Source organism: Streptomyces sp. NPDC002181 (assembly GCF_042890485.1).
Taxonomy (GTDB): Bacteria; Actinomycetota; Actinomycetes; order Streptomycetales; family Streptomycetaceae; genus Streptomyces.
The window spans coordinates 341748-366368 of record NZ_JBIASC010000006.1 but is presented as its reverse complement, the minus strand read 5'-3'; the positions used below and the strand labels follow the sequence as shown (position 1 = coordinate 366368).

The window sequence follows — 24621 nt, the reverse complement described above, 5'->3', positions numbered from 1 at the left end:
GGGGCGTGAGCATCCCCAGTGGCATGTCCGCAGGTCGCAGCAGGCCGCACCGCGCCTCCCGGACCGACTCCGCGGGGGCCGTGTACGGCTCTCTCCTCGCCACCTCCGTGGTGGCGACGGCCACCACGGTCGGCGACCGGCCGCGGCTCCATCTCGTCCTGCTCCTGCTGGTCACGGGCCTGGTGTTCTGGGCCACGCACGTCTACGCCCATCTCGCCGGGGAGCGGGTGCTCGGCGAGCCGTGGAGCAGGGGCGAGATCCGGCGGGTCGCGATCCACGAGTGGCCGATCGTGGAGGCCGCCGTCCTGCCCGCGGCCGCCGTCGCCCTGAGCGCCCTCCTCGATCTGGACTACTGGGGGACGGCCTGGCTGGCCATGGGCGTGTCCGTGGCGCAGCAGGTCCTCTGGGCGTGCGTCGGCGCCGCCCGTGCGGGGGCCAGCCGCGGCCAGCTGGCGACCGAGGGGGTCGTGAACCTGTTCCTCGGCCTGATCATCGTGGCCACGAAGGTCGCCCTGAAGTAGCCGTGGCCGGTCCTGGGGAGGCGGCCGTACCGCCCGGAGTCCCGGATCCCCGGGCACGACGAGGACGGGCAGGTGCGGATCGCCGAGCTGCCGGGGCGCCCGTTCTTCCCGGCCACGCTCTTCCGGCCGGAGCCGTCGGGGGACGGGAGGCGCCCGCACCCCGTCGTGAAGGCGTGCGCGACGGCGGCCGCCGCACACGCCGCGGCCGGATATCGCGTGGCGGGACCACCCTCCTGATCAGCTATGCTGTGCATGCACATCGACGGGCGTTCGCCGCCCTTCGTGGTGGGTGTAGCTCAGTTGGTAGAGCACCTGGTTGTGGTCCAGGTGGCCGCGGGTTCAAGTCCCGTCACTCACCCTGATCCCCCGGGGTACGAGGTTTCCTCGTACCCCGGGGGTTTTTTCGTGTCCGCCTCCGGCTACCCCCGCAGGAACCCCTCCACCTCCGCGGCGAAGGCGACCGGGGTCTCGTGCGGCGGGTAGTGCCCGGCGCCGGCCACGGGGTGGACGCGGCAGTCGGGGTACGAGACCTGCCAGGTGGCCCGCATCACCTCCGGCGTGAGGGCGAGGTCGTTCTCCCCCACCAGGACCAGCACCGGGACGGTGCTGCCCTTCACGGCGGCGGACAGGTCCAGCGGCTGCCAGCTCTCGAGGTAGGCGGCGAAGGCCTCGGGACGGGAGACGCCGAAGGAGTGGGCGACCATCCGGTCCAGCCAGTGGCGGCCCGCGCGGTGGCCGGTGACGAGGTCGAGGATGGCCCGCCGGTTCTCGGCGCTGCCCGCGGCTCCGCGGAAGAGGGCGTGGGTCGCGTCGTCCATCTCGTACGGGGCGGCGGGGACCGGGTTGATCCCGATCAGCTTCTCGATCCGTTCGGGGGCCCGGACCAGCACCTGCTGCATGGCCTTGCCGCCCATGGAATGCCCCATGAGGGAGAAGGTGTCCCAGCCGATCTCGTCGGCGAGCGCGAGGACGTCGTCGGCGATCTCGGGGAGGGTGTAGCGGCCGGTGACGTCCCTGCGGTCCCCGTAGCCGCGGTAGTCGAGGAAGACGTACGAGAACCCCTCCGGGTCCAGGTAGTCGAGGGCGGAGCCCCAGTTCGCGGAGGTGCCGAACCAGTCGTGCAGCACGATGACGCGGACGGGGCCGGTGCCGATCCTGCGGTGGGCGATGGCCATGCGTTCTCCCTCGGTGACGGGGGCGGCGGAGGCGGACGTCGTACGTTCTGCCCAGCCGCCCCGCCGTCACACCGCCGGCCCGAACCCGCGAGGCAACGCGGGCGTTGGCCTCGCGGGCGCGAATGCCGGGGCGGGCGCCCCTTGGGGGTGACGTCAGACGGTCTTGATGGCCGGGTCCGAGAGGCCCGGGGCGCCGGTCTCGACGTGGCCGGCGAAGCGGCGGAGGAAGGTGGTGTCCGCGCCGGAGACGACCGTGACGTCGTACCAGCGGCCCGTCGCGGAGAGGTCCGCCGTGTACGTGGCCGTGCCGCCCGCCGCGACCCGCAGGGTCTGGGCGGCGCCGCCGTAGGCGTTGGTCACCGTGAGGTCGACCGCCGCCGTGCCGGAGTTGGCCAGCGTCAGCTTCAGGTTGCCGGTCGCCGCGTCGTGGCGGGCCGTGACCTCCGGGCCGGTCTTCTTCGCCGGGCCCTTCCAGGTGCGCAGGAACCCGTTCGGTCCCCAGACCGTCAGGTTGATCTGGTTGCCGGTGGAGCTGCTGGTGCTCCATGTGTCCGAGAGGGTCTTGCCCGCTTCGACCGTGTAGGGCCAGGGGCCGTCGGTCCGGTTGCCCGAGGTGCTGTGGAAGTGCGCGCCGAGGGCGGTGCCGGAGGAGAAGGTCAGGGTGAACTGGCCCGTGGAGGTGACCGCCCTGCCGTCCACGTACGGGGCGTAGCCCAGCGCGCGCGTGGGCTTGCGGCCCGCCTCCTGCCTGGGCAGGGAGCCCGTCGCCGGCGGGACCGGGTGGTAGGACGGGTGGGCGTTGTGGTCCGGCGGGACGTAGCCGGCCGTGGAGGGCAGGGCCGCGGGCGAGGCGTCCGCCTTCGTGAAGTCGAACGCCGAGGTCAGGTCGCCGCACACCGCGCGGCGCCAGGGCGAGATGTTGGGCTCCTGCACGCCGAAGCGCTTCTCCATGAAGCGGATGACCGAGGTGTGGTCGAAGGTCTCGGAGCAGACGTAGCCGCCCTTGCTCCACGGGGAGACCACGATCATCGGGACGCGCGGGCCGAGGCCGTAGGGGCCGGCCGCGTAGCCGCCGCCACCGGCGTAGAGGTCTCGGGTGACGTCGGCCGTGGACAGGCCCCAGGCCGCCGAGGCGGGCGGGTAGGGCGGGACGACGTGGTCGAAGAAGCCGTCGTTCTCGTCGTAGGTGATGAAGAACGCCGTCTTCGCCCACACCGCCGGGTTCGCGGTGAGCGCGTCCAGGACCTGCGAGATGTACCAGGCGCCGAAGTTGACGGGCCAGTTCGGGTGCTCGCTGAAGGCCTCGGGCGCGGCGATCCAGGAGACCTGGGGCAGCGTGCCGCCCACGACGTCGGCGCGCAGCTTGGCGAAGTAGCTCTCGCCCGCCTTGGCGTTGGTGCCCGTACGGGCCTTCTCGTAGAGGGCGCTGCCGGGGGCGGCATTGCGGTAGCTGTTGAAGTACAGCAGCGAGTTGTCGCCGTAGTTGCCGCGGAAGGAGTCGCTGATCCAGCCCCAGCCGCCGGCGGCGTTCAGGCCGTCGCCGATGTCCTGGTAGATCTTCCAGGAGACCCCGGCCGCCTCCAGGCGCTCCGGGTAGGTCTTCCAGCCGTAGCCGGCCTCCTGGTTTCCGAGGACGGGGCCGCCGCCGGTTCCGTCGTTGCCGGTGTGGCCCGTCCACATGTAGTAGCGGTTCGGGTCGGTCGCGCCGATGAACGAGCAGTGGTAGGCGTCGCACACCGTGAAGGCGTCGGCGAGCGCGTAGTGGAACGGGATGTCGTTCCGCGTCATGTACGCCATGGTCGTGGCCGTCTTGGCCGGGACCCACTTGTCGTACTTGCCGTTGTTGTACGCGGCGTGACCGCCGGCCCAGTCGTGGTTGAGGCCCTCGACGAACTGCATGCCCAGGTTGGAGACCTGGGGGTTGAAGGGGAGGACGTCCTTGGTCCCGTTGGACTGGTGGAAGACGGACTTCCCGTTGTCCTGGAGGACGGGGCGCGGGTCGCCGAAGCCGCGTACGCCCTTCATCGAGCCGAAGTACTGGTCGAAAGAGCGGTTCTCCTGCATGAGCACCACGATGTGCTCGATGTCCTGGATGGTGCCGGTGGCGCCCTGGGCCGGGATGGCGGCCGCGCGGGCGATGCTCTCGTTGAGCATCGCGGCCGCGGCGGTTCCGCCCGCTATCTGCAGGAACCTGCGGCGATTGAGTTCAGCCATGGGGTGACGACCTCTGCGGGTGAGGGGGATGTCGAGGGGCGCCCCAAGGAGAGCGGTCCCGGGGTACCGGATGGAGATCGGTTCGTGACGCGGCGCGGTACAGCTGGAGAACGGAAAGACCTCCCGGACACTGCGCGCATCTGCTGGAATGACCTCCCATACACACTGCACGGGGGGTGCGGAGCAGATGGCGGGGACCGAGTTCGGGCATGCCCTGGGGCGGTCCCGCGCACTCTCCGGCCTGCCCTCCGCGCCGCTGGTGGCACGGTACGGGGAACTCCTGTCCGCGCAACAGGCCCTGGGCTTAGGCCACTTGGGCGAGTTGCTGATTCCGGCCGGGGGGCGGCTGCGGGTGCTCGACGGAGTCTTCACGGTCGAAGGCCCGGGGCGGCGCAGGCACGTGGGGACGCAGGTCCTGCGCGGACTGCGGGCCGGCCGCGGGGACGCGGAGGACGAGGCGGGCGCGTTACTGGAACGCCTGGCCGGGATCCAGGAGCGCGACCCGGCCGCGCTGCGGCGGATCCTGCTCTACCAGCTGGTGCGGCTGCTCCACGAGCACCCCCGGGGGGACCTGCCGGACACGGCCGTCGGGTTCGGCGTCGACCCCGACGAGGCGGCGGCCCTGGTGCACGCCGCTCACGCGGGCCCCCGGCTGGATCCGGCCCAGCGGGCCGCCGCCGAGGGGCTGGAGGACGAGTTGCTGGCCGGGCGGGTGCGGGCCGCCGCCCGGAGCGCCGCCGTACTGCCGCGGGCCGCGGCCGGCGGCGACCCGCTGCTGGCGGGGCGGCTGGCCGGGCTCGCCGAACGGGTACGGGCGGCCGACACCCTGCTGGACGAGGCCCGCGCGCACGAGGGCCGCCGCGACCGGGAGCGGGCCGCGGCCGCGTACGGGCGGGCGGCCCTGCTGGCCTGGGACTGCCCGCGCGCGGTGCGGGGCCTGGTCCGCACGCACCGGCCGGCCGAAGGGGGTCCCGGCCCGCTGGAGGCGGCGCCCGTACCCGGCGGGGTGGCGCTGCGGCGGCCGGCCGGCGCCGACCCCGACGGGATCTGGCGGGTGGTCCGGCTGACCCGGCGGGAGCCGGTCACGACACCGCTCCCGCAGGTGCCGGGGCCGCTCGGCGCGGGGCCGCTGACGGACCTGCGGGCCCCGCTCGGCCGCGAGGTGCGGTACGTGGCCCTGCCGGGCGACGGCGGGACCCCGCTGATCAGCGCCCCGCTGCTGGTGGCCCCCGAGGTGACGGAACTGCGCCTCACGGACGGCCGCTCCCGCGTCGAGGCCACCTGGCTGCGCCCGCCCGGCGCGACGGGGGTACGGGTGACCCTGACCGACCCCCAGGGACGTACGAGGGAGCTCGGGGACCCGAGCGCGGCCGGCCCGGCGGACGCCGCGGACGCCGGCTCCGCGGGGACCGGGCCGGGGACCGGCCGGGAGGGCGTGCGGGAAGGCGTGCGGGAGACCGGCCGGGAGGGCGTACGGGCCGACGGGCTCGGGGCCGGGGAGTACGTGCTGCGGGTGCGGTGCCGGTACGCGGGGGCCGGGGACGAGGTGGTGTCCGGCGGGGTCGGGGCCGCCGTCACCGTGCACCCCTGGCCCGAGCCGGTGACCGGCCTCAGGGCGAGCGCCCGCGGCGCCGGGGGGCTGGAGCTGCGCTGGAACGGGGGCGCCGGGGGCGGCGTACGGTTCGTGCAGTGGCCGGGGGCGGCTCCCGCGGAGGGCGCCGAGCTGGCCGCCTCCGCCCTGCCGCCCGCGCTGGCCTGGGTGGACGCCGCCGGGATCGCGCAGCCGCCACCCGGCACGCTGGCCACCGTCAGCGCCGTCTCTGTCCTCGGCGAACGGGCGCTGGCCGGACCGGGCGTCGCGGTCGAGGCCCCCGAGGCGGTCACCGGGCTCACGGTCCGGCGGACCTCCGGCGGGCGGGCCAGGGTCAGCTTCGACTGGCCCGAGGGTGCGGGCCGGGTCACGGTCGCCGTCACCCCCGAGTCCGACGGCGAGCGCACCGAACACCCCGTCGTGCGCGCGGTGTTCCTCCGCGAGGGGCTGGAACTGCCCGTCGGTGCCGGGCAGGTCCGCGTGACCGCGTACGCCGCCCCGCGCAGCGCGCACGCGGTCGCCGCCGCCCCGCGCGGCGCCGGGCAGGTCTCCCTCCCGGCGGATGTGGCCATCGCGTACCGGCTCGTGCCCGGGCCCCGGCGGATGCTGCGGCGCGGTCCCGCCGTGCTCCGGGTGAGCCTGCTCTCCCCCGGCGGGGACCCCGGCTCCGGGCTGCCCGACTTCGTCCTCGTACGCGGGGCGGCCGGTGGCGGGCCCCGGCCCCGCCGGGCCACCGACGGCGCCGAGTTGTGCCGGGTGACCGGCGCCGAGCTCGCGGCCTCGGGGACCGTCGAGCGCGAGATCCTCCCCCACTCTCCCGGCGGCCCGTACGCCGTACGCGGTTTCCTCCTCGGCGGCCGTGCCGCCTCCGTCCGGCTCGACGAGCCCTCCCTCACCTCCCTGGTGGTCCGCTGACATGACCTCCGTCGTCTGCCCCTACTGCTTCGACCGCTCGGCGGCCGCCCGGCTGCCGTACCGCTGCCAGATGTCCGCCACCGGCGTCCGGGGCGGAAAACCGTGCACCGCCGAACTGGACGACACCTGGGCGGAGTTCATGGGCCCCAGCGTGCCGCCCGCACTGAAGATGCGCGGACCGGTCTTCACCGCCGCGCGCGGCCTCGCCGGCCGCCTCGGCAGCGGCGGCGCCACCCGCGCGGACTGCCCGCACTGCGGGGTCTCCACCCCGGTCCGGGTCTGCCTGCGCTGCCACAGCGACTTCCCGAGCGACTACACCGACCAGGACACCCGGATCATCGCCCTGCTGGGCCCCAAGGCCTCCGGGAAGAGCACGTACGTCTCCGTCCTGATCAACGAACTGCGCAACCGGGTGGGGCGCGCGTACGGGGCGTCCATCACGGCGATGGGCGGCGAAACCCAGCGCCGCGACCGGGAGATGGCCGAGGACCTGTACGACCGGCTGCGGCTGCCGGAGGCGACCAGACCCGCGGCGCTCGGTTTCAACGACCCGCTGCTGTACCGGCTGAGCCTGCCGCTGCGCCGCCGGCTGCGCGGGGACGGCAGCCGGCACACCGCGCTGGTGTTCTTCGACGCGGCGGGCGAGGACCTCGGCAGCGCCGAGGCCATGGACCGCTACACGCACTACCTGGCGGCCGCCGACGGGATCATCCTGCTGGTGGACCCGCTCCAGATGCGGGCCGTACGGGACCAGCTGCCGGTGGACGCGGACCTTCCGCTGCCCACGGTGGAGACCCCGCCGCAGCAGATCGCGGCGGACCTCGCGGCGCAGCTGCGGGCCCACGGGCGGGGCACCTCGCGCGGCCGGGTCACCACGCCGGTGGCGGTGGCGGTGACCAAGACGGACTCCCTGTTCTCGCTGCTGGGGGACCACTCGCCGCTGCGGCGCAACGCCGGCCACGCGGGCGGGGCCGTGGACGACGAGGACCGGATGGCGGTGCACGAGGAGATGCGGGGGCTGCTCGACGGCTGGGACTCGGGAGCCCTGTTCCGGCAGCTGGACCGGGACTTCGCGCAGCTGTCGCTGTTCGGGCTCTCCGCGCTCGGCTCCCCGCCGCCCGCGCACGCCCCGGCCGACGCGCCCAGATCGGGGCCGCAGCCGCTGCGGGTGGAGGATCCGCTGCTGTGGCTGCTGGGGCTGGGCGGGCTGCTGCCGCGCAGCACCACCGGCGGCGCCGGTGGTGCGGGGCGCCGTACGGCCACGGCCGCGGGCGTGAACGAGGGAGGACGGGCGTGAACCTCGCGCAACTGCACTACACCTCGGCGCCGCCGGGTCCGGACGGCTCGGGCTTCCGGTTCACCGCCGTCAGCCCCGGCGTGCCCGCCTCGCTGCTGCGCGAGGCCGAGCAGCTGATCGGGTACGAGCCGCCCCGGGACGCGCCGCCGCGCCCGAGCGCCGACCAACTGGGCTCCTTTCCCGAGGCCTTGAGTCTGAACGTGCTGTCCGACGGCAGCCGGCTGCTGGCCCGCTCCGTGTACACGGGCGCCGACTACAGCGGCCGCTGGGGCAATTTCCACGCCCACGCGGTGCACCTGCCCGAGCCCGCGGACACGCAGCGGCCCGCCCCGGGGCAGCTGCCGATCACCGCCTGGGGCTCCCCGCAGTGGGCGGCCGACTCCCCGCCGGCCGGGGCGCCCGTGCCGCCGCTGGCTTCGGTGCCGGCCCCGGGCCCCCTGGACCTCGGTGCGCTCGCGGCCTTCGTGGCCGCCCGGGGGCGCTGGCTCGCGGGTTTCTTCGCGGACGTGCGGCGGCTCGTCGAGGATCCGGCGGCCCCGCAGCTGGTACTGGTGGAGCAGGACAGCGAGGCCGTGGCCTGGTGGATCATGCTGGCCTGCAGTGTGCTGCCGCACCGGCGGGGGCAATGGCTCACCTTCACCACGTACACCCGGCGCCCGCACCTCGCCCGGCAGCAGATCATCGGCGTGGTGCCGGAGGACGGCCTGGGCCTCGCCGGGCAGGAGCACCGCTACCGGGTGTACGACGCCGCCCGCGCGGCGGCGCCCGCCGCGGCCCCCGACCCGTGGGCGCAGACGGCCGCGCGGATCTGGCAGGCGCGGCGGCAGGAGCTGTTCGCCCACGTCCGGCGACTGCCGGTGCGGCCCGGCGATCCGTCCGGCCGGCCGGGGCCGTACGAGGCGGGCCCGCTGGCCGCGCTCGCGCTCGCCGCCGGTGTCGGCCTGGACTCGGCGGGGCGGGCCGCGGCCGCCGACTGGGCGGCAGCGCACCGGACCGCGCTGGACGACGCTCACCTGCGGGCCCTGACGCTGGCGCTGGCCCGGCCGGCCGAGGACCGGGGGCCCGAGGAGACGGCGGCGAGCGGGCGGCTGCTGTCGGCGCTGGCCGGGTGGGCGCCCCCGGAGGTGATCGAGCCGCTGGTGGAGCCGGCGCTGGCCGCGGCGGTCCGCTCGGGCGGCACGGCCCCGCCCGCCGGGCTGCTGGGCGAACCCGCCCGGCTGCGGCTCGCGGCCGGGCTGGCGCCGGAGCTGCGGGCGGCGCTCACCGACCCGGCACGCCGGCCCGCCGACCGGGTCGCCCTGTTGCGGGTCGCGGCGGAGCTCGGCGTGGACACCGGGGAGCAGCTGCCGGACCTGGCACGGCAGTTGGCGCAGGCCCTGATCGACGACCCGGGGACGGCGGACGGGGAGGCGGTACGGGACGCGCTCGCGGAGCTGCCGCGGCTGCGGGAGCTCGTACTCCACCGGCTCGACCGGCGCGCGGCGGGGGATCCGGCGGCGGGAGCCCGGCTGTTCGCCGGCCCGCCGCTGCCGCTGGCCGGGGCCGGGCCGCTGCCGAACCTGCGGATGTGCGCGCAGGCACAGGCCTGGGGGGCGGCGGTCGGGGACCGGGTGCGGGCGCTGACCCGGCTCGTGGAAACGTCCGGCGCCTCGCTGGAGGAGGATCCGCTGGTGCTGCGGACGGCGATGCGGCTGGTGTGGGGCGAGCAGCCGCCGACCGCGGGCGAGGCCTCACTGGCGCTGTCCGCCCTGGGCGAGCGGGCCCACCAGGAGGCCGGCACCTGGGAGCTGCTCGCGCGGGCCGCCGCTTCCGCCCCGGCCGGGGACCGGGACGCGGAGGTGCTGGCGGTGGAGTTGCTGCGACGCTCCGCATCTCCACTGCCCGCCCCGCTGCGGTCCTCACTGCTGCTGCTGGAGCTGGCCCTGAACGTACGGACCCGGCAGACCGGACCCGGATGGGTCCGCCGGGCCCTGGCCCTGGTCACGGCGGACCCGACGCCCACGGCCCGGGAGCACGCCTACGCGGCGGTGGCCGCCGAACTGCTCGACGAGAACCGGCACGAAGGCGAGGTCCGGGCCCTGATCGAGAGCGAGGACGCCGAGTTGCTGGCGGCGTACCGCCGAGCCGCCCGGCAGCCGCGGGTCGCGGACCGGCTCAGGCTCGACCCCCGGTACGCGGCGGAGTGCTTCGCCACCTGGTCCTCGCAGCCCCAGGCGGGCCCGGTGTGGCAGGAGGCCCGCGCCGACCTGCTCGACGGCGTGCTGCGCCCGGTCGTACGGGGCCTGCCGGCGCCGCAGCTCGCCGCGCTGGAGGAGGTGCTGGGCGGCCGGGGGGCGGACTTCCGCGGCTGGCAGCGGCCGGGCGCGTTCGGACGGCTGCGCGACCGCTTCGCCGGCTCCGGCCGGCGCGGCGCGAAGGGCGCGCCCGCGGACCCGCCGCCGCGCGGCGGGTCGGGCGGCCCCATCGCGCCCGGCGACGCGGGCGGCCCCCTCGCGTCCGGCGGGTCCGGAGGATCCGGCGACGACCGGAGACGGCCGTGAACGTCGGCGGGGTGGACCCCGGGTTCCTCGCGAGGACGTTCGGCTGGACCACGGTGGCGATCGGGGTGCTCGTCTGCCTCGGGTACGGGCTGTGGCGGTTCCTGGCGCTGGCCCTGGGCGCGGTCATCGCCTCCTTCGCGCCGCGGACCCCCGGTGTCGCCGACCCGCGAATCGACCCGTACCCCGGGCCGGAACCCGTCCAGCCCGCCTATTGGGCCCGGCAGATGTGGATCGACGCGGTGGCCGCCGTGCAGGCGGCCGCGCACACCGTGTGGTACCTGCTGGTGTACCACTGGCTCGACGAGATCGTCCGCGGCCGGCTGCTGAGAGGACGGGGCGGATCCAGCGGGGTGCGCGCCGGGAACGCCTTCGGGCGGCTCGTGCTGCGGCTGGTCGCCCCGGCTACGGCACTCGCCGCGCTGCTGTCCGCGCTCCTCGCCTCCGCCCTGCTCCTCGCCGTCGCCGCGGCCTTCGCCGTGCAGCTGCTGCTCGTCGGGGGCGTCGCACTGGCCGGGGTGACGGGCGGCAGGAGCGCGGAGCGGCTGTGGAAGCTGGCACGCGGCATCCGCATGAAATGCCCGTACCCGGGCTGCTACCGGCCGTTCCCGCTGGCCGTGCACGTGTGCCCGGGCTGCGGGGCGGCCCACCGCGAGCTGTGGCCCGGGCGGTTCGGGGCGCTGCGGCACGTCTGCCGGTGCGGGCGGGCGCTGCCCACGACCGCCCTGGCCGGGAGGCGCAAGCTGACCCTGCGCTGCCCGCACTGCGACAAGGAGCTGCCGGCCGCCGTGGGGACGACGCGGGTGGTGCACCTGCCGCTGATCGGGGGCACCTCGGCCGGGAAGACCATGCTGATGGCGGCGGTGCTGGAGGGGCTGCGGTCCTGGTCGCACGAGAGCGCGCTGACGGTCGAGTTCGCCTCCACCGCCGACCGGCGCGAGGCGAACACCCTGGGCCGGCAGCTGGAGACCTCGGGGTGGGCGCTCAAGACGCAGGGCGGACAGCCGCGGGCGCTGATGCTGCTGATCGGGTGGGGGCGCGGGCCGCTCAAGCGCAGGCGGCTGCTGTACCTGTACGACCCGATGGGCGAGTCGCTGCGCGACGCGGCCACCACGCGGCTCCAGCAGTACCTCGCCCACGCCGACGGGGTGGTGCTGGTCGCGGACGTGCTGGCCGCGCTCGGCGTACGGCGCGCGCTGCACGGGGGCGACGGGAGGCTGGCGGTGGAGGCCCGGCCGGCCGACCTCGGTCCGGTGGACACGTACGCGGCGTTCACCGGTGAGCTCCAGGGCCTGGGCGGCCGGCGCGGGCGCCTGGGGGTGGCGGTGGTGGTGACCAAGCGGGACGTACTGGACCGGCTGAGCTCGCTGCCGCGGCCACAGGACCCGGTCGACGCGTGGCTGGAGGAGATCGGCCTCGGCGAGCTGGTCCGCATCCTGGGCCACGATTTCGCGGCGCGCCGCTACTGGGCGGTCAGCGCCCGCGCGGCCACCGGGGCGGGCGCCCTCGTGTCGGAACAGCGGCGGGCGGCGGAGCCCGTGCTGTGGCTGCTGTCCCGGACGGGCCTGCGGTTCGGCGGGCGGCCTGCGGCGGCGCCCGGGCCGCGCCTGCCCCGGATGCCGCGCCCGCGCCGCCGTACCGACACGGCCGCACCGGATCGATCAAGCCTGTGACGTGGGGCGAGGGAGCCCCTATGGTCACTGAGAGGAGCAACTGCCCATGGTGACACCGCAGATCGCACGGGGACGGCTGCTGATGCTGGTCCTGTTCGTGGCGGCGGTCGTGATGACGGTGGCCGCCGCGGTGGCGGCGCTCGTGCGGTACGTACCGCAATGGCTCGGGAGTTGAAGGAGATTAGCGGTGAGTGACATCCCCGGCGGGCCGATGGCGAACCGGCCCGTCCACTTCATCTGGCTGCTCGACTGCTCGTACTCGATGCAGGGCGAGAAGATCGGCCAGCTCAACTACGCGATCAGAGAGGCCGTTCCGGAGATGCGCTCGGTGGCGCAGGACAATCCGGCGGCCCAGCTGCTGCTGCGCACCCTGACGTTCTCCACGACGGCCCGCTGGCACCACCGGGACCCGGTACCGGTGGAGAACTTCACCTGGCAGGACGTCCAGGTGGACGGCATGACGAACCTGGGCGAGGCGCTCCAGATGGTGGCCCGCGAGCTGGACACCCCGCCGATGCCGCAGCGGGCGCTGAAGCCGGTGCTGGCGCTGGTCTCCGACGGGGTGCCGACGGACGACTGGAAGGCGGGGCTGCGGGCGGTCGACGCGACCCCGTGGGGGCGCAAGGCCGTACGGGTGGCCATCGCGATCGGTGCGGACGCCGACCGCACCGTGCTCCAGGAGTTCCTCGGCAATCCCGAGCTGCAGCCGCTGGACGCGAACACGCCCAAGCAGCTGGCGGCGGCGATCCGGTGGGCCTCGACGGCGGCGGTCAAGGCGGCCTCGCAGATGGTGGCGGGCGCGACGGACCCGCTGGCGAAACAGCCGGCGTACGCCCCGCCCGTGCTCGACGACGACGATGACGACGACGTGTGGTGAGCGGGCCCGTGCCACCGGAACCACCGGTACCACCCACACCGGCCGAACCGCCCCTACCGGCCGAACCACCCGTGTCGGCCGTGTCGTCCGGGCCTCCGCCCGCCGCGCCGCTGCCGCTGTGGACCACGCTCCGCGAGAGCGTCCAGGGCGTGAACAAGAGCCGCAACCAGGACTACTGCGAGGTCTCGGGGCGCGGCACGGCGGAGGAGCCGCTGATCATGGCGGTGGCCGACGGCCACGGCTCGGCGGCGCACGCCCGCAGCCACCTGGGCTCCCGCTACGCCGTGGACCTCTTCGTCCAGGAGGCCCGCCGGTTCGGGGTGCTCGCGCAGCCGCGCGGTGACGAGCGGCCGCCCAGCCTGGCCTGGCTGATGCACTACGCCGAGCACGCCTTCCCCCGCCAGCTGGTCAACGCCTGGCGGATGAAGGTGCTCGGCAACTGGGAGCGGACCAGCTCCCACGAGGAGCCGGGGCTGTCCGAGGAACACAAGGTGCTGCTGTACGGGAGCACGCTCGTCGGCGCGGTGCTCACACCCCGGGTGTTCGCGGCCTGGCAGCTCGGGGACGGTGAGCTGACGGTGGTGGACGACGCCGGGCGGGTGACCGTACCGCTCGCGCCGGCCGAGGCGGACCTCGGGGACGAGACGGAGTCGCTGTGCACCCCGGAGGCGTGGCTGCGCGTACGCACGTACTGGGCGCCGGTGACGGCCCCCTGGCGGGCGCCCCGGCTGGTCGCGGTCTCCACCGACGGGCTGTCGAAGAGCTTCGCCTCGGACCGGGGGTTCCTGCAGTTCATGGCCGGGCTGGACGACCGGCTGTCGGAGGAGGGCACGGCCACCGTACGGGCGGTCCTGCCCCAGTGGCTGGCCCGGGCCTCGCAGCACTCGGGGGACGACACCACCCTCGTGGCCGCCTGGCACCAGAGCGCCCCGCCGGTTCCGACGCCGGTTCCGACGCCGGCCCCGGCCACGGACACGGCCCCGGAACCGGCGGCGGCCGCGGGACCGGGCCCCGCCACCGACCCGGCACCACCGACCGACCCTCACGGGAGAGACGAATGAGCGGCATGCTCGACAGCGGGACCCTGCTGACCACCGACAGCGGTCTGGGCGTGGAGGTGTTCGACCTGCTCGGTGCCGGTGGCCAGGGGGAGGTCTACCGGGTGCGGACCCCCGCCGGGTACCAGGCGCTCAAGTGGTACTACCCGGCCTGCGCGACCCCCGCGCAGGAGGGCATCGTCCGCCAGCTGGTGGGCCGCGGCTTCGACGACGACCGCTTCCTGTGGCCCCTGGACTTCGTGGCCGACGGGCGAGGCGGGTTCGGGTACCTGATGGACATCCGCCCGGACCGGTTCAAGGGCCTGCCCCTGCTGTTCCGTCGGCAGTTGCGCACCTCGACGCGGGCCCTGCTGAAGGCCTGTCTCTACACGGTCGAGGCGTACCAGGCCCTGCACTCGCGGGGGATCGCGTACCGGGACATCTCCTGGGGCAACATCTTCTTCGACCCGGCCACCGGCGACGTGCTGGTCTGCGACAACGACAACGCGGTGGTGGAGGGCGACAGCACCGGCATCTCGGGGACCATGGAGTTCATGGCGCCCGAGCTGGTGCGCGGCGACCCGGGGGTCACCCCCGGGACGCAGAGCGATCTGCACTCCCTGTCGGTGCTGCTGTTCATGCTGCTGATGAACCATCATCCGCTGAAGGGCAAACGCGAGTTGGCGATCCACTGCCTCGACGAGGTGGCGGAGCGCAAGCTGTACGGGAGGCAGCCGCTGTTCGTCTTCGATCCGCAGGACCGGTCCAACGAGCCCGACCCGGCCGAGCAGGCGACCGTACTGGCCACGTGGGCGGCGGCTCCGGACTCGCTGCGGGAGCTGTTCACGAAGAACTTCACGGCGGGCCTGCACGATCCGTCGACGCGCGTCCGCGAGTCGCAGTGGCGGGACACCCTGCGGGCGGTGCTCGACGCGGTCGTGGAGTGCGCGCACTGCGGGCGGCAGAACATGACGGAGCCCCGGTCCGCCGATCCGGGCACCTGCTGGGGGTGCGGCAGCAGGCTGGTGCTGCCGCCGCGGCTGGTGCTGATCACTCCCCCGCCCCGCACCGAGCACCACATCCTGCTCCACCGGTCCTCGCGGGTGCAGGCCCACCACTTGGCCCCGGAGCCGGCCCGGCACGACTACGGCGACGGCACGCTGGTCGCGGTGCTGACCGAACACCCGCAGAAGCCGGGCCGGTTCGGGCTCGCGAACCGGTCGGCCTCGACCTGGACGGGCACCCGCGCGGACGGCTCCACGCAGCGGATCGACCCGGGGCAGACCGTGCCGCTGCGCTCGGGCCTGGAGCTGGACTTCGGCGGCGCGCGGGCCGTCGTACGGGCGAAATAGCGCCTTCGGGCGGCTCAGCTGCCCAGGAGGCGGCTGATCTCCTGGGCGAGGGCGAGTCCGCCGCTGCCGACTCCCAGACCGAGGGTGATGGTCTCCAGGGAGCGGCGGATCACCCCCGGCTCGGCGGGGCGGCCCTCCTGCGCGGCCCGGTCCAGTTCGCCGCGCAGGACGTCCGCCGCCTCGATGCGGCCCGGGGCCGCACCCTGGTCGCGGAGCCACTGCGCGAGCTCGGCGGCCAGCCGCAGGGTCTGGGCGGCTCCGCCGTCCTGCTGCCCGATGTTGACGGTGCCGTTGTCGCCGATGACGCCGGCGTTGACGTCCCCGTTGAAGTTGAAGGTGCCCATTCGCTCTCCTGTGTTCCGAAGGCCGGTGGTCGGGGGGGGTGGGTGGTCGGTCGGCGGTCGGCGGCGGCGCGGTCAGGGCGCGCCGCGGCCCTGGCCCCCCGGAGGTCCGCCGGGTGGGGCTCCCTGACCGCCGTGGTGGTTGACGGTGCCGTTGTCGCCGATGACGCCGGCCTGCACACTGCCCTGGAAGGTGTAGGTGTGCGTGTTGATGACCTGCTGCGCCTGGTCGTAGGAGCTGGTGTCGACGTTGTGGTCCTTCAGGAACCGCTCCGTCGCTATCAGCACACCCTGCTGGAGGCGCTGGAGGAAGTCCTGGGAGTCGGTGCGTTCGGTGTAGCCCAACTGGTTCCAGTCCGCGACCCGTTCGCGGATGCTGTCGACGGCGCCGTAGTCGTACAGCACGTGTCGCTTGTCGATCTCGCGGCGCACCTTCTCCAGGGCGCGCACGCGCCCGCGGCGGGCCGAGGAGCGGCGGGAGATCCGTGAGGCCGCGCCGAGCAGCGCGGGCCCGGCGGCTCCGGTGGCGTGGGACACCAGGCTCCACCAGCGCTCGAAGCCGTCCACCGGCAGCCTGTTCACCCGGTCGAAGCGCTCCTGGAGCGGGGGGATGCCGTACGCGGAGACCTCCCAGGTGAGGCTGGGGTGGTGGAGGCGGGCGCGCAGGTGCATGGAAACGATGGCGCGGCCGCCCTCGCCGGCCCGGACCAGGCTCAGATAGGTGCGCATGCCGGCCCCGGACTGCATCAGGCCGGCCTGGACGAGCTGTTTGGGGATCTGGGCGAGCGGCCGGCGGAGCCGGTCCGGCAGCAGTTCGTCCCCGACGTACGGCACGTGATTGCCGATGACGTAGAGCCGGTTGCGGACCTGGAGGCCCTTGAGGCCGGCGATGTTCTCCATCTCGCGGGCCACGTAGGTGTGCAGGTCGACCGCGTCGAAGGGCTTGATCACCAGCTTGGCGCCGTTGCCCGCCGGGTCGTCGGCGGGCCGGCTGACGTCGATGGGCTGCCAGACCATCTCCTTGAGCCTGGAGCCGCTGCCGACGAAGGGGTTGGTGCGCTCGGCGCTCGCGGTGTAGGGGACCACGTTGGCCCGTTTCTGCTCCAGCAGCCGCCGCTCCACCTCGGGTTCGACGGCCGGGGCGAGATCTGCGGGGCGCTCCGCGCCGTGCTCCACGGCGAGGGCGGCGGTACGGGCCCGGCTCTCGGCCTGGTGGACGAGCCACCAGGCGCTCGCGTAGGCGAGGAGGACGAGCCCGGCGGCCGTGTACACCAGCCCCCACGCGCCGCTGACCAGCGCGTACAGCAGCAAGGGCACGGCGGCCCACACCCCGGCGCCGCAGATCCAGGCGAGCCGTCGGTCCCGTACGTCGATCCGCCGGACCGCGGCGCGGCCGTGGCGGGCCAGCGCCACCAGATCGATGCCGAGGGAGAGCCCGGTGGCGCGCAGCCGGTCCTCCGTGAGCTCCACGTCCACGTCCCGCGCGAAGCCCTCGTCCAGATGCGCGCCGGCGCACAGATGGCGCGTGACCGCGTCGTTCCGGTACTGCGCGAGCGCGGGTAACCGCCGTGCCCCCATGCACACCTCCCCCGTGTTCCCGCCACCCTACGGATCCGACCCCACCGTGTCCGCCGATTACCCCCGCCTGTTGCGCACCGCGAGCACCGCCCCGGCCAGTCCGGCGATTCCACCGCCGATCAGCGGCACCGCCTGCAGGGAGGCCTCGTGGTCCACGGCGTAGACGCCCAGCCAGACGAACGCCAGGCCGAAGCCGATGACGATCAGGTATTCCAGCAGGCGGAACCCGTATCCCATCCACTGGTCCAGTCGCTCCTGCCGCAACTGGCGCTCGACCAGTTGGCGGCGCCAAGCGAGGTGGTCGGCTTCGATGCCGTTCCACTTCAACGCCTCTTCGGCGTCGGGGAACGGCGGTACGAGGCCCGCGGACGACGGCGTGAACGCCGGCTGCCCGTCAACGCCTCCGAGAGCCGCCGCCGGGGGCGACGGTGGTACGGGGCGGGGCGAGGAGTCGTACTCAGACATCGGTCCCACCGTCCCCGCCACGGCCTCGTGAGACCTCGGCCGTCAGCCGGTCCAGCCTCAGGAGTGCCTCGTCGACCGTTCTCCCGGCGCGCTCGCGTCGTGCCCGGTGCTCCTGCGCCGACCAGGGCGCGGGCGGCGCCACCGACCTCAGGACCCGAGCGGCGGGTGCCGCGGCGCGGGTCCCCCGTACGCGTCCGCCCCGGCGCAGTGCGGTGCGGGCCTCAAGGCCCAGCAGAGCCAGCGCGAGCCCGAACACGGCCCATGGCACCGCCGCCGCGAGGAACGCCGGCGCGCCCTCGGTCCTGATGCCCGCGACGAGCAGCCACACGACCAGTACGGCCGGGATCAGCACCCGGACCAGGTCGAGACCGAACGGGCCGACCGGCACCGGCCGGCCGGGGGACGGGGTCATCGCGGGGGCGGGATCCGGATCCGGCGGCGCGGATGCCAAGGTGGCCGGTTGCGGAAGGGCGGCGGTGCTACGGGCGGACGCCCGCGCGGCAGCCTCATACCCGTGGTCGAGGTCGTCGAGCAGGCGGCGTGCCTCGCCGGGCGTCAGGCGTCGTGCGGGATCTCTCCGCAGAAGTCCGCTGATCAGCGGAGCGAGAGCAGGGTCGCGCAACGGTTGCGGTGGGTCCTCGCTCACACCCAGGACCGCCGCGAGGGTCGCCGCCAGGGTGTCCCGATGGAACGGCCCGACACCCTGGACCAGGTGGTGGAGCGTCGCCCCCAGGGCGAACAGATCGCTCTCCACGCTCGGTTCGCGGCCTTCGAGCTGCTCCGGGGACATGTACTGCGGAACCCCGGTGACGCTCCCCTGCGCGGATCCCGCCGGCGACAACCGGATGCCGGTGAGCCACGCCCGGCCGGAGTCGTCGAGCAGCACACTGGACGGTGTCACGTTGCCGTGCACCATGCCGACGTCGTGCATCGCGGCCAGTGCTCCGATCAGCGCCCTCGCGACCCGCCGGGCCCGGAGGGCGGGCACGGGGCCGTGCTCCCTCACGTACTCGTACGCGGTCCGGTCCGCCACGTGCTCGGTGACCAGCCAGAGGACTTCGTCAGTGGCGAAGAGGTCGGCCACGGGCACGATGTTCGGGTGGGAGCTGACGGCCGCGAGGACCCGGGCCCTGCGTACGACGCCTTCCCGCCACCGCGCGCGTCCTTCGTCGGTCAGCCCGTAGGGAGCCCGCACCTCCTGGATGTCCATGCGTCTGTGCAGGGTCTCGTCCAGGGCCTCCCATACGACGACGGGCTCCGTATGAGCACTGGACGCGGACCCGCTGATCAGCCGGTAGCGACCACCGACCAGCGATCCGGGCCCTCTCTCCTGCGCCATGGCCCCCCTCGCGGCGTCCGATCACGGCTTCGGCGGAGCACCAGTTCTACCCCGAACCGCCGCGCCCCGCCGGGAAAGAGCTGTTTTCGGGCGCCACGGCCCGCGTGCCACGGCCCGCGCGCCCGCGCGCCGTCGGCGGCGGGCCTCCCTGCGGCCCCGGGTGGTGCACCGGTCGGCGGGGCTCCGTTCCCCCGCGGCTCAGCCGCGCCGACCGGCGTTTCGAGCCCCCGTTCAGGATGCCGCGGCCATGCGGCGGCGCAGGCTCAGCGGGCGCATGTCCGTCCACACCTGCGCGATGTGGTCCAGGCACTCCTGGCGGGTGCCCTGCGTGCCCTCGGCCTGCCAGCCGGCCGGAAGCTCCCGGTCCGCCCGCCAGATGGAGTACTGCTCCTCGTCATTGCGTACGACGCGGTAGCCGCTCTCGTCCGTCTCGGTCATCGGTCCGGCCCTCCCTTTGTTGTTCGGCTGTTCCGTGATGGGTCACAGCGTGCAGGGCCGGGGCGGGGGCGCCATAGGGACAAACGCGCAGAAGGACCGGCGGTCGGTGCTGCCGCTCCTTCCCTGGTGGCGCCGGTGCGCGCGGCGGCAGTGTTCGGGGCAGCCAGGGTGGCGACCGAGAGGTACAGCGCCGCCGGCCACGTCACCCCATCAGGCTGGAAGGAGCTCCGCCATGTCGGACACCCCAGAGACCGTGCACCTGCCCACCGGCGGGTGGCGGTTGTGGGAGCACTTCGCACTCCGCGGTCCGGGTTTCCCGGCCGAGGGGGTCCTGCGCATGGCTCCGCCCGGACTCGCGCCGGCCGCCGACAAGTTCGGCCCCTCGGACGCCCTCGCCGGCCCGGACTGGGAGGCCTTCACCGGGGCCTTCGACGACGGCGCCGTCGCCACCGCCGGACTGCTCCAGTCCATCGCCGCCTCGCCGCGCTTCCGGGCCGCCGTGGCCTGGCAGAACCCGGCCGTGCTGCGCACCGGCATCGCCCCGTTCCTCAACTGGACGCCGACCGCGGCGGGCCGCACCAGCATGCCCCGCCAGCGCGAGGAGCTGGTGGCCCACTACTGGCAGCGGTTCTGCGTCAAGAACGACACCATCGGATTCTTCGGCCCGGTCGGCTGGGGCCGCTGGGACCTCTCCACCCACGGGGTGGAGGTCGACCCCGGCACCGGCGGGTTCCTCGCCGACTCGCGGGTCTACTTCGCCAGCTGGGCCGTCGACGCCCTCGCCAAGTCGCTGAACGCCGACCCCGCGATGCGGGCGTGGATCCCGCCGCGCCGGGTGTCCTTCGTACGGGCCGAGGGCCTGTCCGTGCACCTGCCGGGCCGGCCGGCGCAGCCCATCGGCGAGACCGCCCGGGCCGTACTGGACCTGTGTGACGGGACCCGGCCGCCGGCCGCGATCGCCGCCGCGCTGGGGATCCCGGTGGCCGAGGCGACCGAGGCCGTGCAGTGGCTGGTGTCCAAGCGGTGGGTGCACTGGCGCCTCGACGTGCCGACGGGCACCTACCCCGAGCGCGAGCTGCGCGCCGTCCTGGAGCGGATCGGTGACCCGGCCCTGCGCGGGCCGGCCCTGGAGAAGCTGGCCGTACTGGAGCGCGGACGGGACGCCGTGCAGGCGGCCGGCCTCGACGCGGAAGCGCTGACCTCGGCGATCGCCGCGCTGGAAGCGGACTTCGCGGCGCTGACCTCCACCGACGCCCAGCGGTCCAAGGGCGAGCGGACCGCGCCCTGCCGGGGGCTCGTGTACTCCGACGCCCGGCGCGCGGCGACCGCCACCCTCGGCACCGCCCTGCTGGACGAGCTGACCCCGCTCGCGCAGTGCCTGACGGCGGCGCGCTGGATGACGAACCGGTTCGCGGAGCGGGTCCGGCCGCGCCTGCGCGAGGTGTACGAGCGGCTGAGCGCGAACGGGCCGGTGGACCTCGGCGCGATGTGGCTGGGCTGCCTGCCCTCCCCGTACCCGGAGGCGACCCGCGACCTGGACGCCGTCCAGGCCGAACTACGGGCGAAATGGGCGCGGATCCTGGCCGTGCCCGAGGGCGCGCGCCGGGTCCGGGTCTCCTCGGCGGACATCGCGGAGCGGGTGCGCGAGGAGTTCGAGGAGGCGGGCGCCGGCTGGTCGCTGGCCCGCTACTTCAGCCCGGACGTGCTGCTGCTCGCCGACAGCGCGGACGCGGTGGCCCGCGGGGACTTCGAGATGGTGCTGGGCGAGATGCACAGCGCGCTCAACACGATGGGCGCCTCGCTCTTCGTCCACCAGCACCCGGACCGCGAGGAGCTGATCGCGGAGACCACCCGCGACTTCCCCGGGCCCCGGCTGCTTCCGATGCTGCCCAAGGAGCTGCCGCTCAAGTGGTCGACGCGCAGCAGGCCTTCGCTGGACCGGCCGCAGGACTACTACGTCTCCCTGGTCGACGACACCGGTGACCCGCACCGCCCGCGCACCGTCCTGTGCGCCGACGTCCGGGTCGAGGACCAGGACGGCCTGCTGATGGCGGTGCTGCCCGACGGGGCCGCGTTCGACCTGCTGGACGTGTACGCGAACACCCTGACCCAGCGCGTCATGGACCGGTTCACGCTGCGCCCGGAGGGCGACCACACCCCGCGCATCAGCATCGACAAGATGGTGGTGGCGCGCGAGACCTGGGCCTTCCCGGCGTCGGAACTCGCCTTCGCCGACGAGAAGTCCGAGACGAAGCGGTTCGTGAGGGCCCGCCACTGGCGGCAGGAACACGACCTGCCCCGCTTCGTGTTCGTGGTCTCGCCGACCGAACCCCGTCCGTTCTACGTGGACTTCGACAGTCCGGTCTACCTGACCATCCTCGCGAAGGCGGCCCGCAGGCTGGCCCGCAAGGACCCGGGCGCCAGGCTGAAGGTCAGCGAGATGCTGCCGACCCCGGAGCAGGCCTGGCTGACCGACGACGAGGGCGCCGCGTTCACCTCGGAGCTGCGCTTCGTCGCCGTCGACCAGACCGTCACCGACGTCTCGCGGCCGGCGCGGGAGCCCGCCGGGGACGGGGGCGCGTGATGCGGACCTTCGTCGACGACATCGCCGGGCACGCCGCCCTGGACCCCGGGCGGATCGCGGTGACCACCCCGGCCGGCGAGCTGACGTACGGGGAGCTCATCGCCCGTGTCGAGGTGCTGGCGGCGGCTCTGCGGGCGCGTGGCGCCGGGCCCGAGACGGTGTGCGCGGTGGCCGTGGAACGCGGGGTGGACTCCGTGGTCGCGCCGGCCGCGGTGATCCGCTCCGGGGCGGCCTTCCTGAGCCTCGACCCGGAACAGCCGCCGGCCCGGCTGGCGGCGCTGGTGCGCAGCGGCGGCGCCGACATGCTGCTGACCTCCTCGGCCCTCGCCGGCGGGCTCGGCCTGCCGATCCCGGGGCCCCCGGTCCTGCTCGACCGCCCCGGGAGCCCGGACGGGGCGGAGCCGCGGGGCGGCGGTCCGCTCGACGGGCGGGCCCTCGCCTACGTCAGCCACACCTCCGGGAGCACCGGGGAGCCCAGCGCCGTCCTGGTCGAACACGCCGGTCTGGACTCGTACCTGCGCTTCGTCGCCCGCGACTACGGCCTCGGCCCGGACACGGTGGCCCTCCAGGTGGCCCCGCTGGGCTACGACGCCTCGCTGCGGGACACCTTCGCCCCGCTGCTGGCGGGCGGGCGGCTGGTCGTCGTGCCGCGTTCGGCGCTGCTGCGGCCCGAGGAGTTCGGCGCCGCCGTACGGGAGCACGCGGTGACGGCGCTGCTCAGCGTGACGCCGTCCTTCCTGTCCTTCCTGGCCGGGCAGCCGGACGGGGAGCGACTGCTCGACGGCGTACGGGTGGTGGTGTCGAGCGGTGAGTCGCTGCGGCCGTTCCTGACCGCCGGCGGCCGGGCCTTCGTGCCGGGCGCGCTGGTCAACCAGTACGGGCCGACCGAGTGCACGATGACCTCGACCCGCCACGCCGTACCGGCCGAGCCGGACGTCCTGGCCGACGTCGTGGGCACGCCGATCGACGGGGTCGTGGTCCGGCTGCTGGACCCCGGGCTGTCGCCGGTGCCCGACGGGTCCGCCGGGGAGGTCTGCATCGGCGGGGTGGGGGTGGCCCGGGGGTACCGGGGGCGTCCCGCCCGTACGGCCGAGTGCTTCGTACCGGACCCGTTCGGGCCGCCCGGCGCGCGGATGTACCGGACCGGCGATCTCGCGGCCCGGGGCCCGAACGGGCTGGAGTACCTGGGGCGCCGGGACCGCCAGGTCAAGATCCGCGGCTACCGGGTGGACCCGGCCGAGGTGGAGGGCGCGCTGCTGGCCCATCCCGGGGTGACGGGGGCGGTCGTCACCTCCGACACCGACGCCCAGGGGCGGGTGTTCCTGATCGCCCACGTCACCGGGGAACTGGCGGAGGTGAAGGACGCGGCGCTGCGCGCCCATCTGGGCGCCACGCTGCCCCCGCACCTGATGCCGCGCCGGTTCGCGCGGCTGGCGGAACTGCCCACCACCCGCGGCGGGAAGGCCGACCGCCGCGCCCTGTCGCAGACCGGAGGCCGGACATGACCACCGCACCGAGCGCACCGCGCCCGCCCGTGACGGCCAAGACCCCCATGACCCCCGTCTCACTGCCCGGACCGCGCGCGCCCCTGACACCCGGGGCACTGGCCGCACTTGCCGCACCGGCCGCACGGACCGCCCACGCCGCCCGGGGAATCCCGCTCGGCCGGGCCGACGTGGAGGCCGCGGCCGCACGGATCGCCGGCCGGGTCCGGCGGACCCCGCTGCTGCCGGGACTGCCCGCGCCCGGACTCCACCGGACCGGCCGGGGGCTGCTGCTGAAGGCCGAACACCTCCAGTACGGCGGATCGTTCAAGCTGCGCGGGGCCGCCAACGCCGTGCTGGCGCTCGGCGCCCGCCGGATGGTGACCGGCTCCTCCGGGAACCACGGCATCGCGCTGGCCCGGCTGGCCTGCGCGCTCGGCGCCGAGGTGACCGTGGTCCTGGCCGGCGGGGCGCATCCCGCCAAGATCGCCGTGATCAAGGCCCTCGGCGGGCGCACGGTCCGCGTGCCGGGCGGGGTCGCCGAGCGCGACGCCCGGGCGCGGGAGCTGGCCGAGGAGACGGGCGCGGTCCTCATCCCCTCCTCCGACCACGAGCTGGTGGTCGCCGGGCAGGGCACGGTCGGCCTGGAGATCCTGGCCGAGGCGCCCGACACCGAGACCGTGTACGTACCGACCGGCGGGGGCGGGCTGCTCGCCGGAGTGTGCCTCGCCGCGTACGGGCACCCGGTACGGGTGGTGGGCGTCGAGCCCGCCGGCACCCCCCGCTACGCCAGGTCGCTGGCCGCGGGGCATCCCGTGCGGCTGGCGCCGGGCGACTCCGTCGCCGACGGGCTGCGCGGGCAGCAGCCGGGGGAGGTGCCCTACCCCGTCATCCGGGACCGGGTCGACGACCTGATCGCCGTGTCCGACGCGGAGATCCTCGCCGCGGCCGCGCTGCTGCGCCGGCGCGGGATCGAGGCGGAGCCCTCCGGCGCGGTCGCGCTGGCCGGGGCGATCCGCGCGGGCGGCGGCGGCAGCGGCAGCGGCCCCCGTGTCGCCGTCGTCTCGGGCGGCAACACCAAGGCGGCGCTGATGGCGGCCGCCGCGGCCGCGCCCCCTGCCCGTACGCACTGCACCACCTGAACCCCCTGCCTGTACGCACTGCACCACCTGAACCCCCCGACCTGCACCACCCGCACGGCCC

General features: G+C 75.0%; 19 protein-coding genes and 1 tRNA gene. 13 read left to right on the top strand and 7 right to left on the bottom strand.

What is annotated here, in order from left to right; genetic code table 11:
• The first annotated feature begins 5 nt into the window (after positions 1-5).
• The gene (locus ACFYXV_RS18795) at positions 6-521 is read left to right on the top strand and encodes a hypothetical protein (protein ID WP_385460854.1); all 516 of its coding nucleotides are present in this window, start codon (positions 6-8) and stop codon (positions 519-521) included.
• Positions 522-806: 285 nt separating this feature from the next.
• Positions 807-879: transfer RNA gene (locus ACFYXV_RS18790), tRNA-His, on the top strand.
• 61 nt (positions 880-940) lie between these two features.
• Here ACFYXV_RS18790 and ACFYXV_RS18785 read toward each other — a convergent pair.
• On the bottom strand, positions 941-1696 hold the full coding sequence (locus ACFYXV_RS18785; protein WP_385460851.1) for an alpha/beta fold hydrolase: 756 nt from the start codon (positions 1694-1696) through the stop codon (positions 941-943).
• A gap of 153 nt (positions 1697-1849) precedes the next feature.
• A complete protein-coding gene (locus tag ACFYXV_RS18780; RefSeq protein ID WP_385460848.1) occupies positions 1850-3910 on the bottom strand; it encodes a phosphocholine-specific phospholipase C in 2061 nt (686 codons plus the stop codon).
• Positions 3911-4097: 187 nt separating this feature from the next.
• Here ACFYXV_RS18780 and ACFYXV_RS18775 point away from each other — a divergent pair, with 187 nt between their 5' ends.
• The 8 genes from ACFYXV_RS18775 (at position 4098) to ACFYXV_RS18740 (ending at position 15189) form a co-directional block, all read left to right on the top strand.
• Positions 4098-6416: a hypothetical protein gene (locus ACFYXV_RS18775; protein ID WP_389383490.1), complete on the top strand. Its 2319-nt coding sequence runs from the start codon at positions 4098-4100 to the stop codon at positions 6414-6416.
• A 1-nt stretch (position 6417) separates the two neighbouring features.
• Positions 6418-7713 carry a hypothetical protein gene (locus tag ACFYXV_RS18770; protein WP_389383489.1) on the top strand — a complete coding sequence of 432 codons (1296 nt, stop codon included), beginning with the start codon at positions 6418-6420 and terminating at the stop codon, positions 7711-7713.
• Positions 7710-10253 carry a GTPase-associated protein 1-related protein gene (locus ACFYXV_RS18765; protein ID WP_389383488.1) on the top strand — a complete coding sequence of 848 codons (2544 nt, stop codon included), beginning with the start codon at positions 7710-7712 and terminating at the stop codon, positions 10251-10253. Before ACFYXV_RS18770 ends, ACFYXV_RS18765 begins: the two co-directional genes overlap by 4 nt.
• Positions 10250-11923 (top strand): hypothetical protein, encoded by a 1674-nt coding sequence (locus tag ACFYXV_RS18760; protein WP_385460836.1) that lies wholly within the window; start codon positions 10250-10252, stop codon positions 11921-11923. Before ACFYXV_RS18765 ends, ACFYXV_RS18760 begins: the two co-directional genes overlap by 4 nt.
• A 46-nt stretch (positions 11924-11969) precedes the next feature.
• Complete coding sequence (locus tag ACFYXV_RS18755) at positions 11970-12098, top strand: hypothetical protein (protein WP_385460833.1); 129 nt, start codon at positions 11970-11972, stop codon at positions 12096-12098.
• 36 nt (positions 12099-12134) lie between these two features.
• Positions 12135-12800, top strand: coding sequence for a tellurium resistance protein (locus ACFYXV_RS18750; protein ID WP_383337816.1), 666 nt, complete (start codon positions 12135-12137; stop codon positions 12798-12800).
• A gap of 80 nt (positions 12801-12880) precedes the next feature.
• On the top strand, positions 12881-13861 hold the full coding sequence (locus ACFYXV_RS18745; RefSeq protein WP_385460830.1) for a protein phosphatase 2C domain-containing protein: 981 nt from the start codon (positions 12881-12883) through the stop codon (positions 13859-13861).
• Positions 13858-15189 (top strand): protein kinase, encoded by a 1332-nt coding sequence (locus tag ACFYXV_RS18740; RefSeq protein ID WP_385460827.1) that lies wholly within the window; start codon positions 13858-13860, stop codon positions 15187-15189. The genes ACFYXV_RS18745 and ACFYXV_RS18740 overlap by 4 nt, the downstream gene beginning before the upstream one ends.
• Positions 15190-15203: 14 nt before the next feature.
• On the opposite strand, the gene ACFYXV_RS18735 is transcribed toward ACFYXV_RS18740, so the two are convergent.
• The 5 genes from ACFYXV_RS18735 to ACFYXV_RS18715 all read right to left on the bottom strand — a co-directional run bounded on the left by ACFYXV_RS18735 (position 15204) and on the right by ACFYXV_RS18715 (position 19350).
• Positions 15204-15533, bottom strand: a complete 330-nt coding sequence (locus tag ACFYXV_RS18735; protein WP_385460824.1) for a hypothetical protein — start codon at positions 15531-15533, stop codon at positions 15204-15206.
• 72 nt (positions 15534-15605) lie between these two features.
• Complete coding sequence (locus ACFYXV_RS18730; protein ID WP_385460821.1) at positions 15606-17108, bottom strand: hypothetical protein; 1503 nt, start codon at positions 17106-17108, stop codon at positions 15606-15608.
• A 57-nt stretch (positions 17109-17165) separates the two neighbouring features.
• Positions 17166-17573 carry a hypothetical protein gene (locus ACFYXV_RS18725; protein ID WP_385460818.1) on the bottom strand — a complete coding sequence of 136 codons (408 nt, stop codon included), beginning with the start codon at positions 17571-17573 and terminating at the stop codon, positions 17166-17168.
• Positions 17566-18912, bottom strand: a complete 1347-nt coding sequence (locus ACFYXV_RS18720) for a serine/threonine-protein kinase (RefSeq protein ID WP_389383487.1) — start codon at positions 18910-18912, stop codon at positions 17566-17568. The genes ACFYXV_RS18725 and ACFYXV_RS18720 overlap by 8 nt, the downstream gene beginning before the upstream one ends.
• 231 nt (positions 18913-19143) lie before the next feature.
• On the bottom strand, positions 19144-19350 hold the full coding sequence (locus tag ACFYXV_RS18715; RefSeq protein ID WP_385460813.1) for an MbtH family protein: 207 nt from the start codon (positions 19348-19350) through the stop codon (positions 19144-19146).
• A 232-nt stretch (positions 19351-19582) separates the two neighbouring features.
• Here ACFYXV_RS18715 and ACFYXV_RS18710 point away from each other — a divergent pair, with 232 nt between their 5' ends.
• From ACFYXV_RS18710 to ACFYXV_RS18700, 3 genes are read left to right on the top strand one after another with little or no spacing between them, the layout of a single operon-like run.
• On the top strand, positions 19583-21934 hold the full coding sequence (locus tag ACFYXV_RS18710; RefSeq protein ID WP_389383486.1) for a lantibiotic dehydratase: 2352 nt from the start codon (positions 19583-19585) through the stop codon (positions 21932-21934).
• On the top strand, positions 21934-23439 hold the full coding sequence (locus ACFYXV_RS18705) for an amino acid adenylation domain-containing protein (RefSeq protein WP_389383485.1): 1506 nt from the start codon (positions 21934-21936) through the stop codon (positions 23437-23439). The genes ACFYXV_RS18710 and ACFYXV_RS18705 overlap by 1 nt, the downstream gene beginning before the upstream one ends.
• Complete coding sequence (locus tag ACFYXV_RS18700; protein WP_389383484.1) at positions 23436-24560, top strand: threonine/serine dehydratase; 1125 nt, start codon at positions 23436-23438, stop codon at positions 24558-24560. Before ACFYXV_RS18705 ends, ACFYXV_RS18700 begins: the two co-directional genes overlap by 4 nt.
• The last annotated feature ends 61 nt before the right edge of the window (positions 24561-24621 follow it).

What these genes read in the sequence shown, in the direction of transcription:
- ACFYXV_RS18740 (WP_385460827.1), top strand. Translation starts at nt 13,858, where the DNA reads ATGAGCGGCATGCTCGACAGCGGGACCCTGCTGACCACCGACAGCGGT.
- ACFYXV_RS18750 (WP_383337816.1), top strand. Translation starts at nt 12,135, where the DNA reads ATGGCGAACCGGCCCGTCCACTTCATCTGGCTGCTCGACTGCTCGTAC.
- ACFYXV_RS18725 (WP_385460818.1), bottom strand. Translation starts at nt 17,573, where the DNA reads ATGTCTGAGTACGACTCCTCGCCCCGCCCCGTACCACCGTCGCCCCCG.
- ACFYXV_RS18705 (WP_389383485.1), top strand. Translation starts at nt 21,934, where the DNA reads ATGCGGACCTTCGTCGACGACATCGCCGGGCACGCCGCCCTGGACCCC.
- ACFYXV_RS18755 (WP_385460833.1), top strand. Translation starts at nt 11,970, where the DNA reads ATGGTGACACCGCAGATCGCACGGGGACGGCTGCTGATGCTGGTCCTG.
- ACFYXV_RS18720 (WP_389383487.1), bottom strand. Translation starts at nt 18,912, where the DNA reads ATGGCGCAGGAGAGAGGGCCCGGATCGCTGGTCGGTGGTCGCTACCGG.
- ACFYXV_RS18735 (WP_385460824.1), bottom strand. Translation starts at nt 15,533, where the DNA reads ATGGGCACCTTCAACTTCAACGGGGACGTCAACGCCGGCGTCATCGGC.
- ACFYXV_RS18785 (WP_385460851.1), bottom strand. Translation starts at nt 1,696, where the DNA reads ATGGCCATCGCCCACCGCAGGATCGGCACCGGCCCCGTCCGCGTCATC.
- ACFYXV_RS18780 (WP_385460848.1), bottom strand. Translation starts at nt 3,910, where the DNA reads ATGGCTGAACTCAATCGCCGCAGGTTCCTGCAGATAGCGGGCGGAACC.
- ACFYXV_RS18770 (WP_389383489.1), top strand. Translation starts at nt 6,418, where the DNA reads ATGACCTCCGTCGTCTGCCCCTACTGCTTCGACCGCTCGGCGGCCGCC.
- ACFYXV_RS18775 (WP_389383490.1), top strand. Translation starts at nt 4,098, where the DNA reads ATGGCGGGGACCGAGTTCGGGCATGCCCTGGGGCGGTCCCGCGCACTC.
- ACFYXV_RS18715 (WP_385460813.1), bottom strand. Translation starts at nt 19,350, where the DNA reads ATGACCGAGACGGACGAGAGCGGCTACCGCGTCGTACGCAATGACGAG.
- ACFYXV_RS18730 (WP_385460821.1), bottom strand. Translation starts at nt 17,108, where the DNA reads ATGGGGGCACGGCGGTTACCCGCGCTCGCGCAGTACCGGAACGACGCG.
- ACFYXV_RS18710 (WP_389383486.1), top strand. Translation starts at nt 19,583, where the DNA reads ATGTCGGACACCCCAGAGACCGTGCACCTGCCCACCGGCGGGTGGCGG.
- ACFYXV_RS18700 (WP_389383484.1), top strand. Translation starts at nt 23,436, where the DNA reads ATGACCACCGCACCGAGCGCACCGCGCCCGCCCGTGACGGCCAAGACC.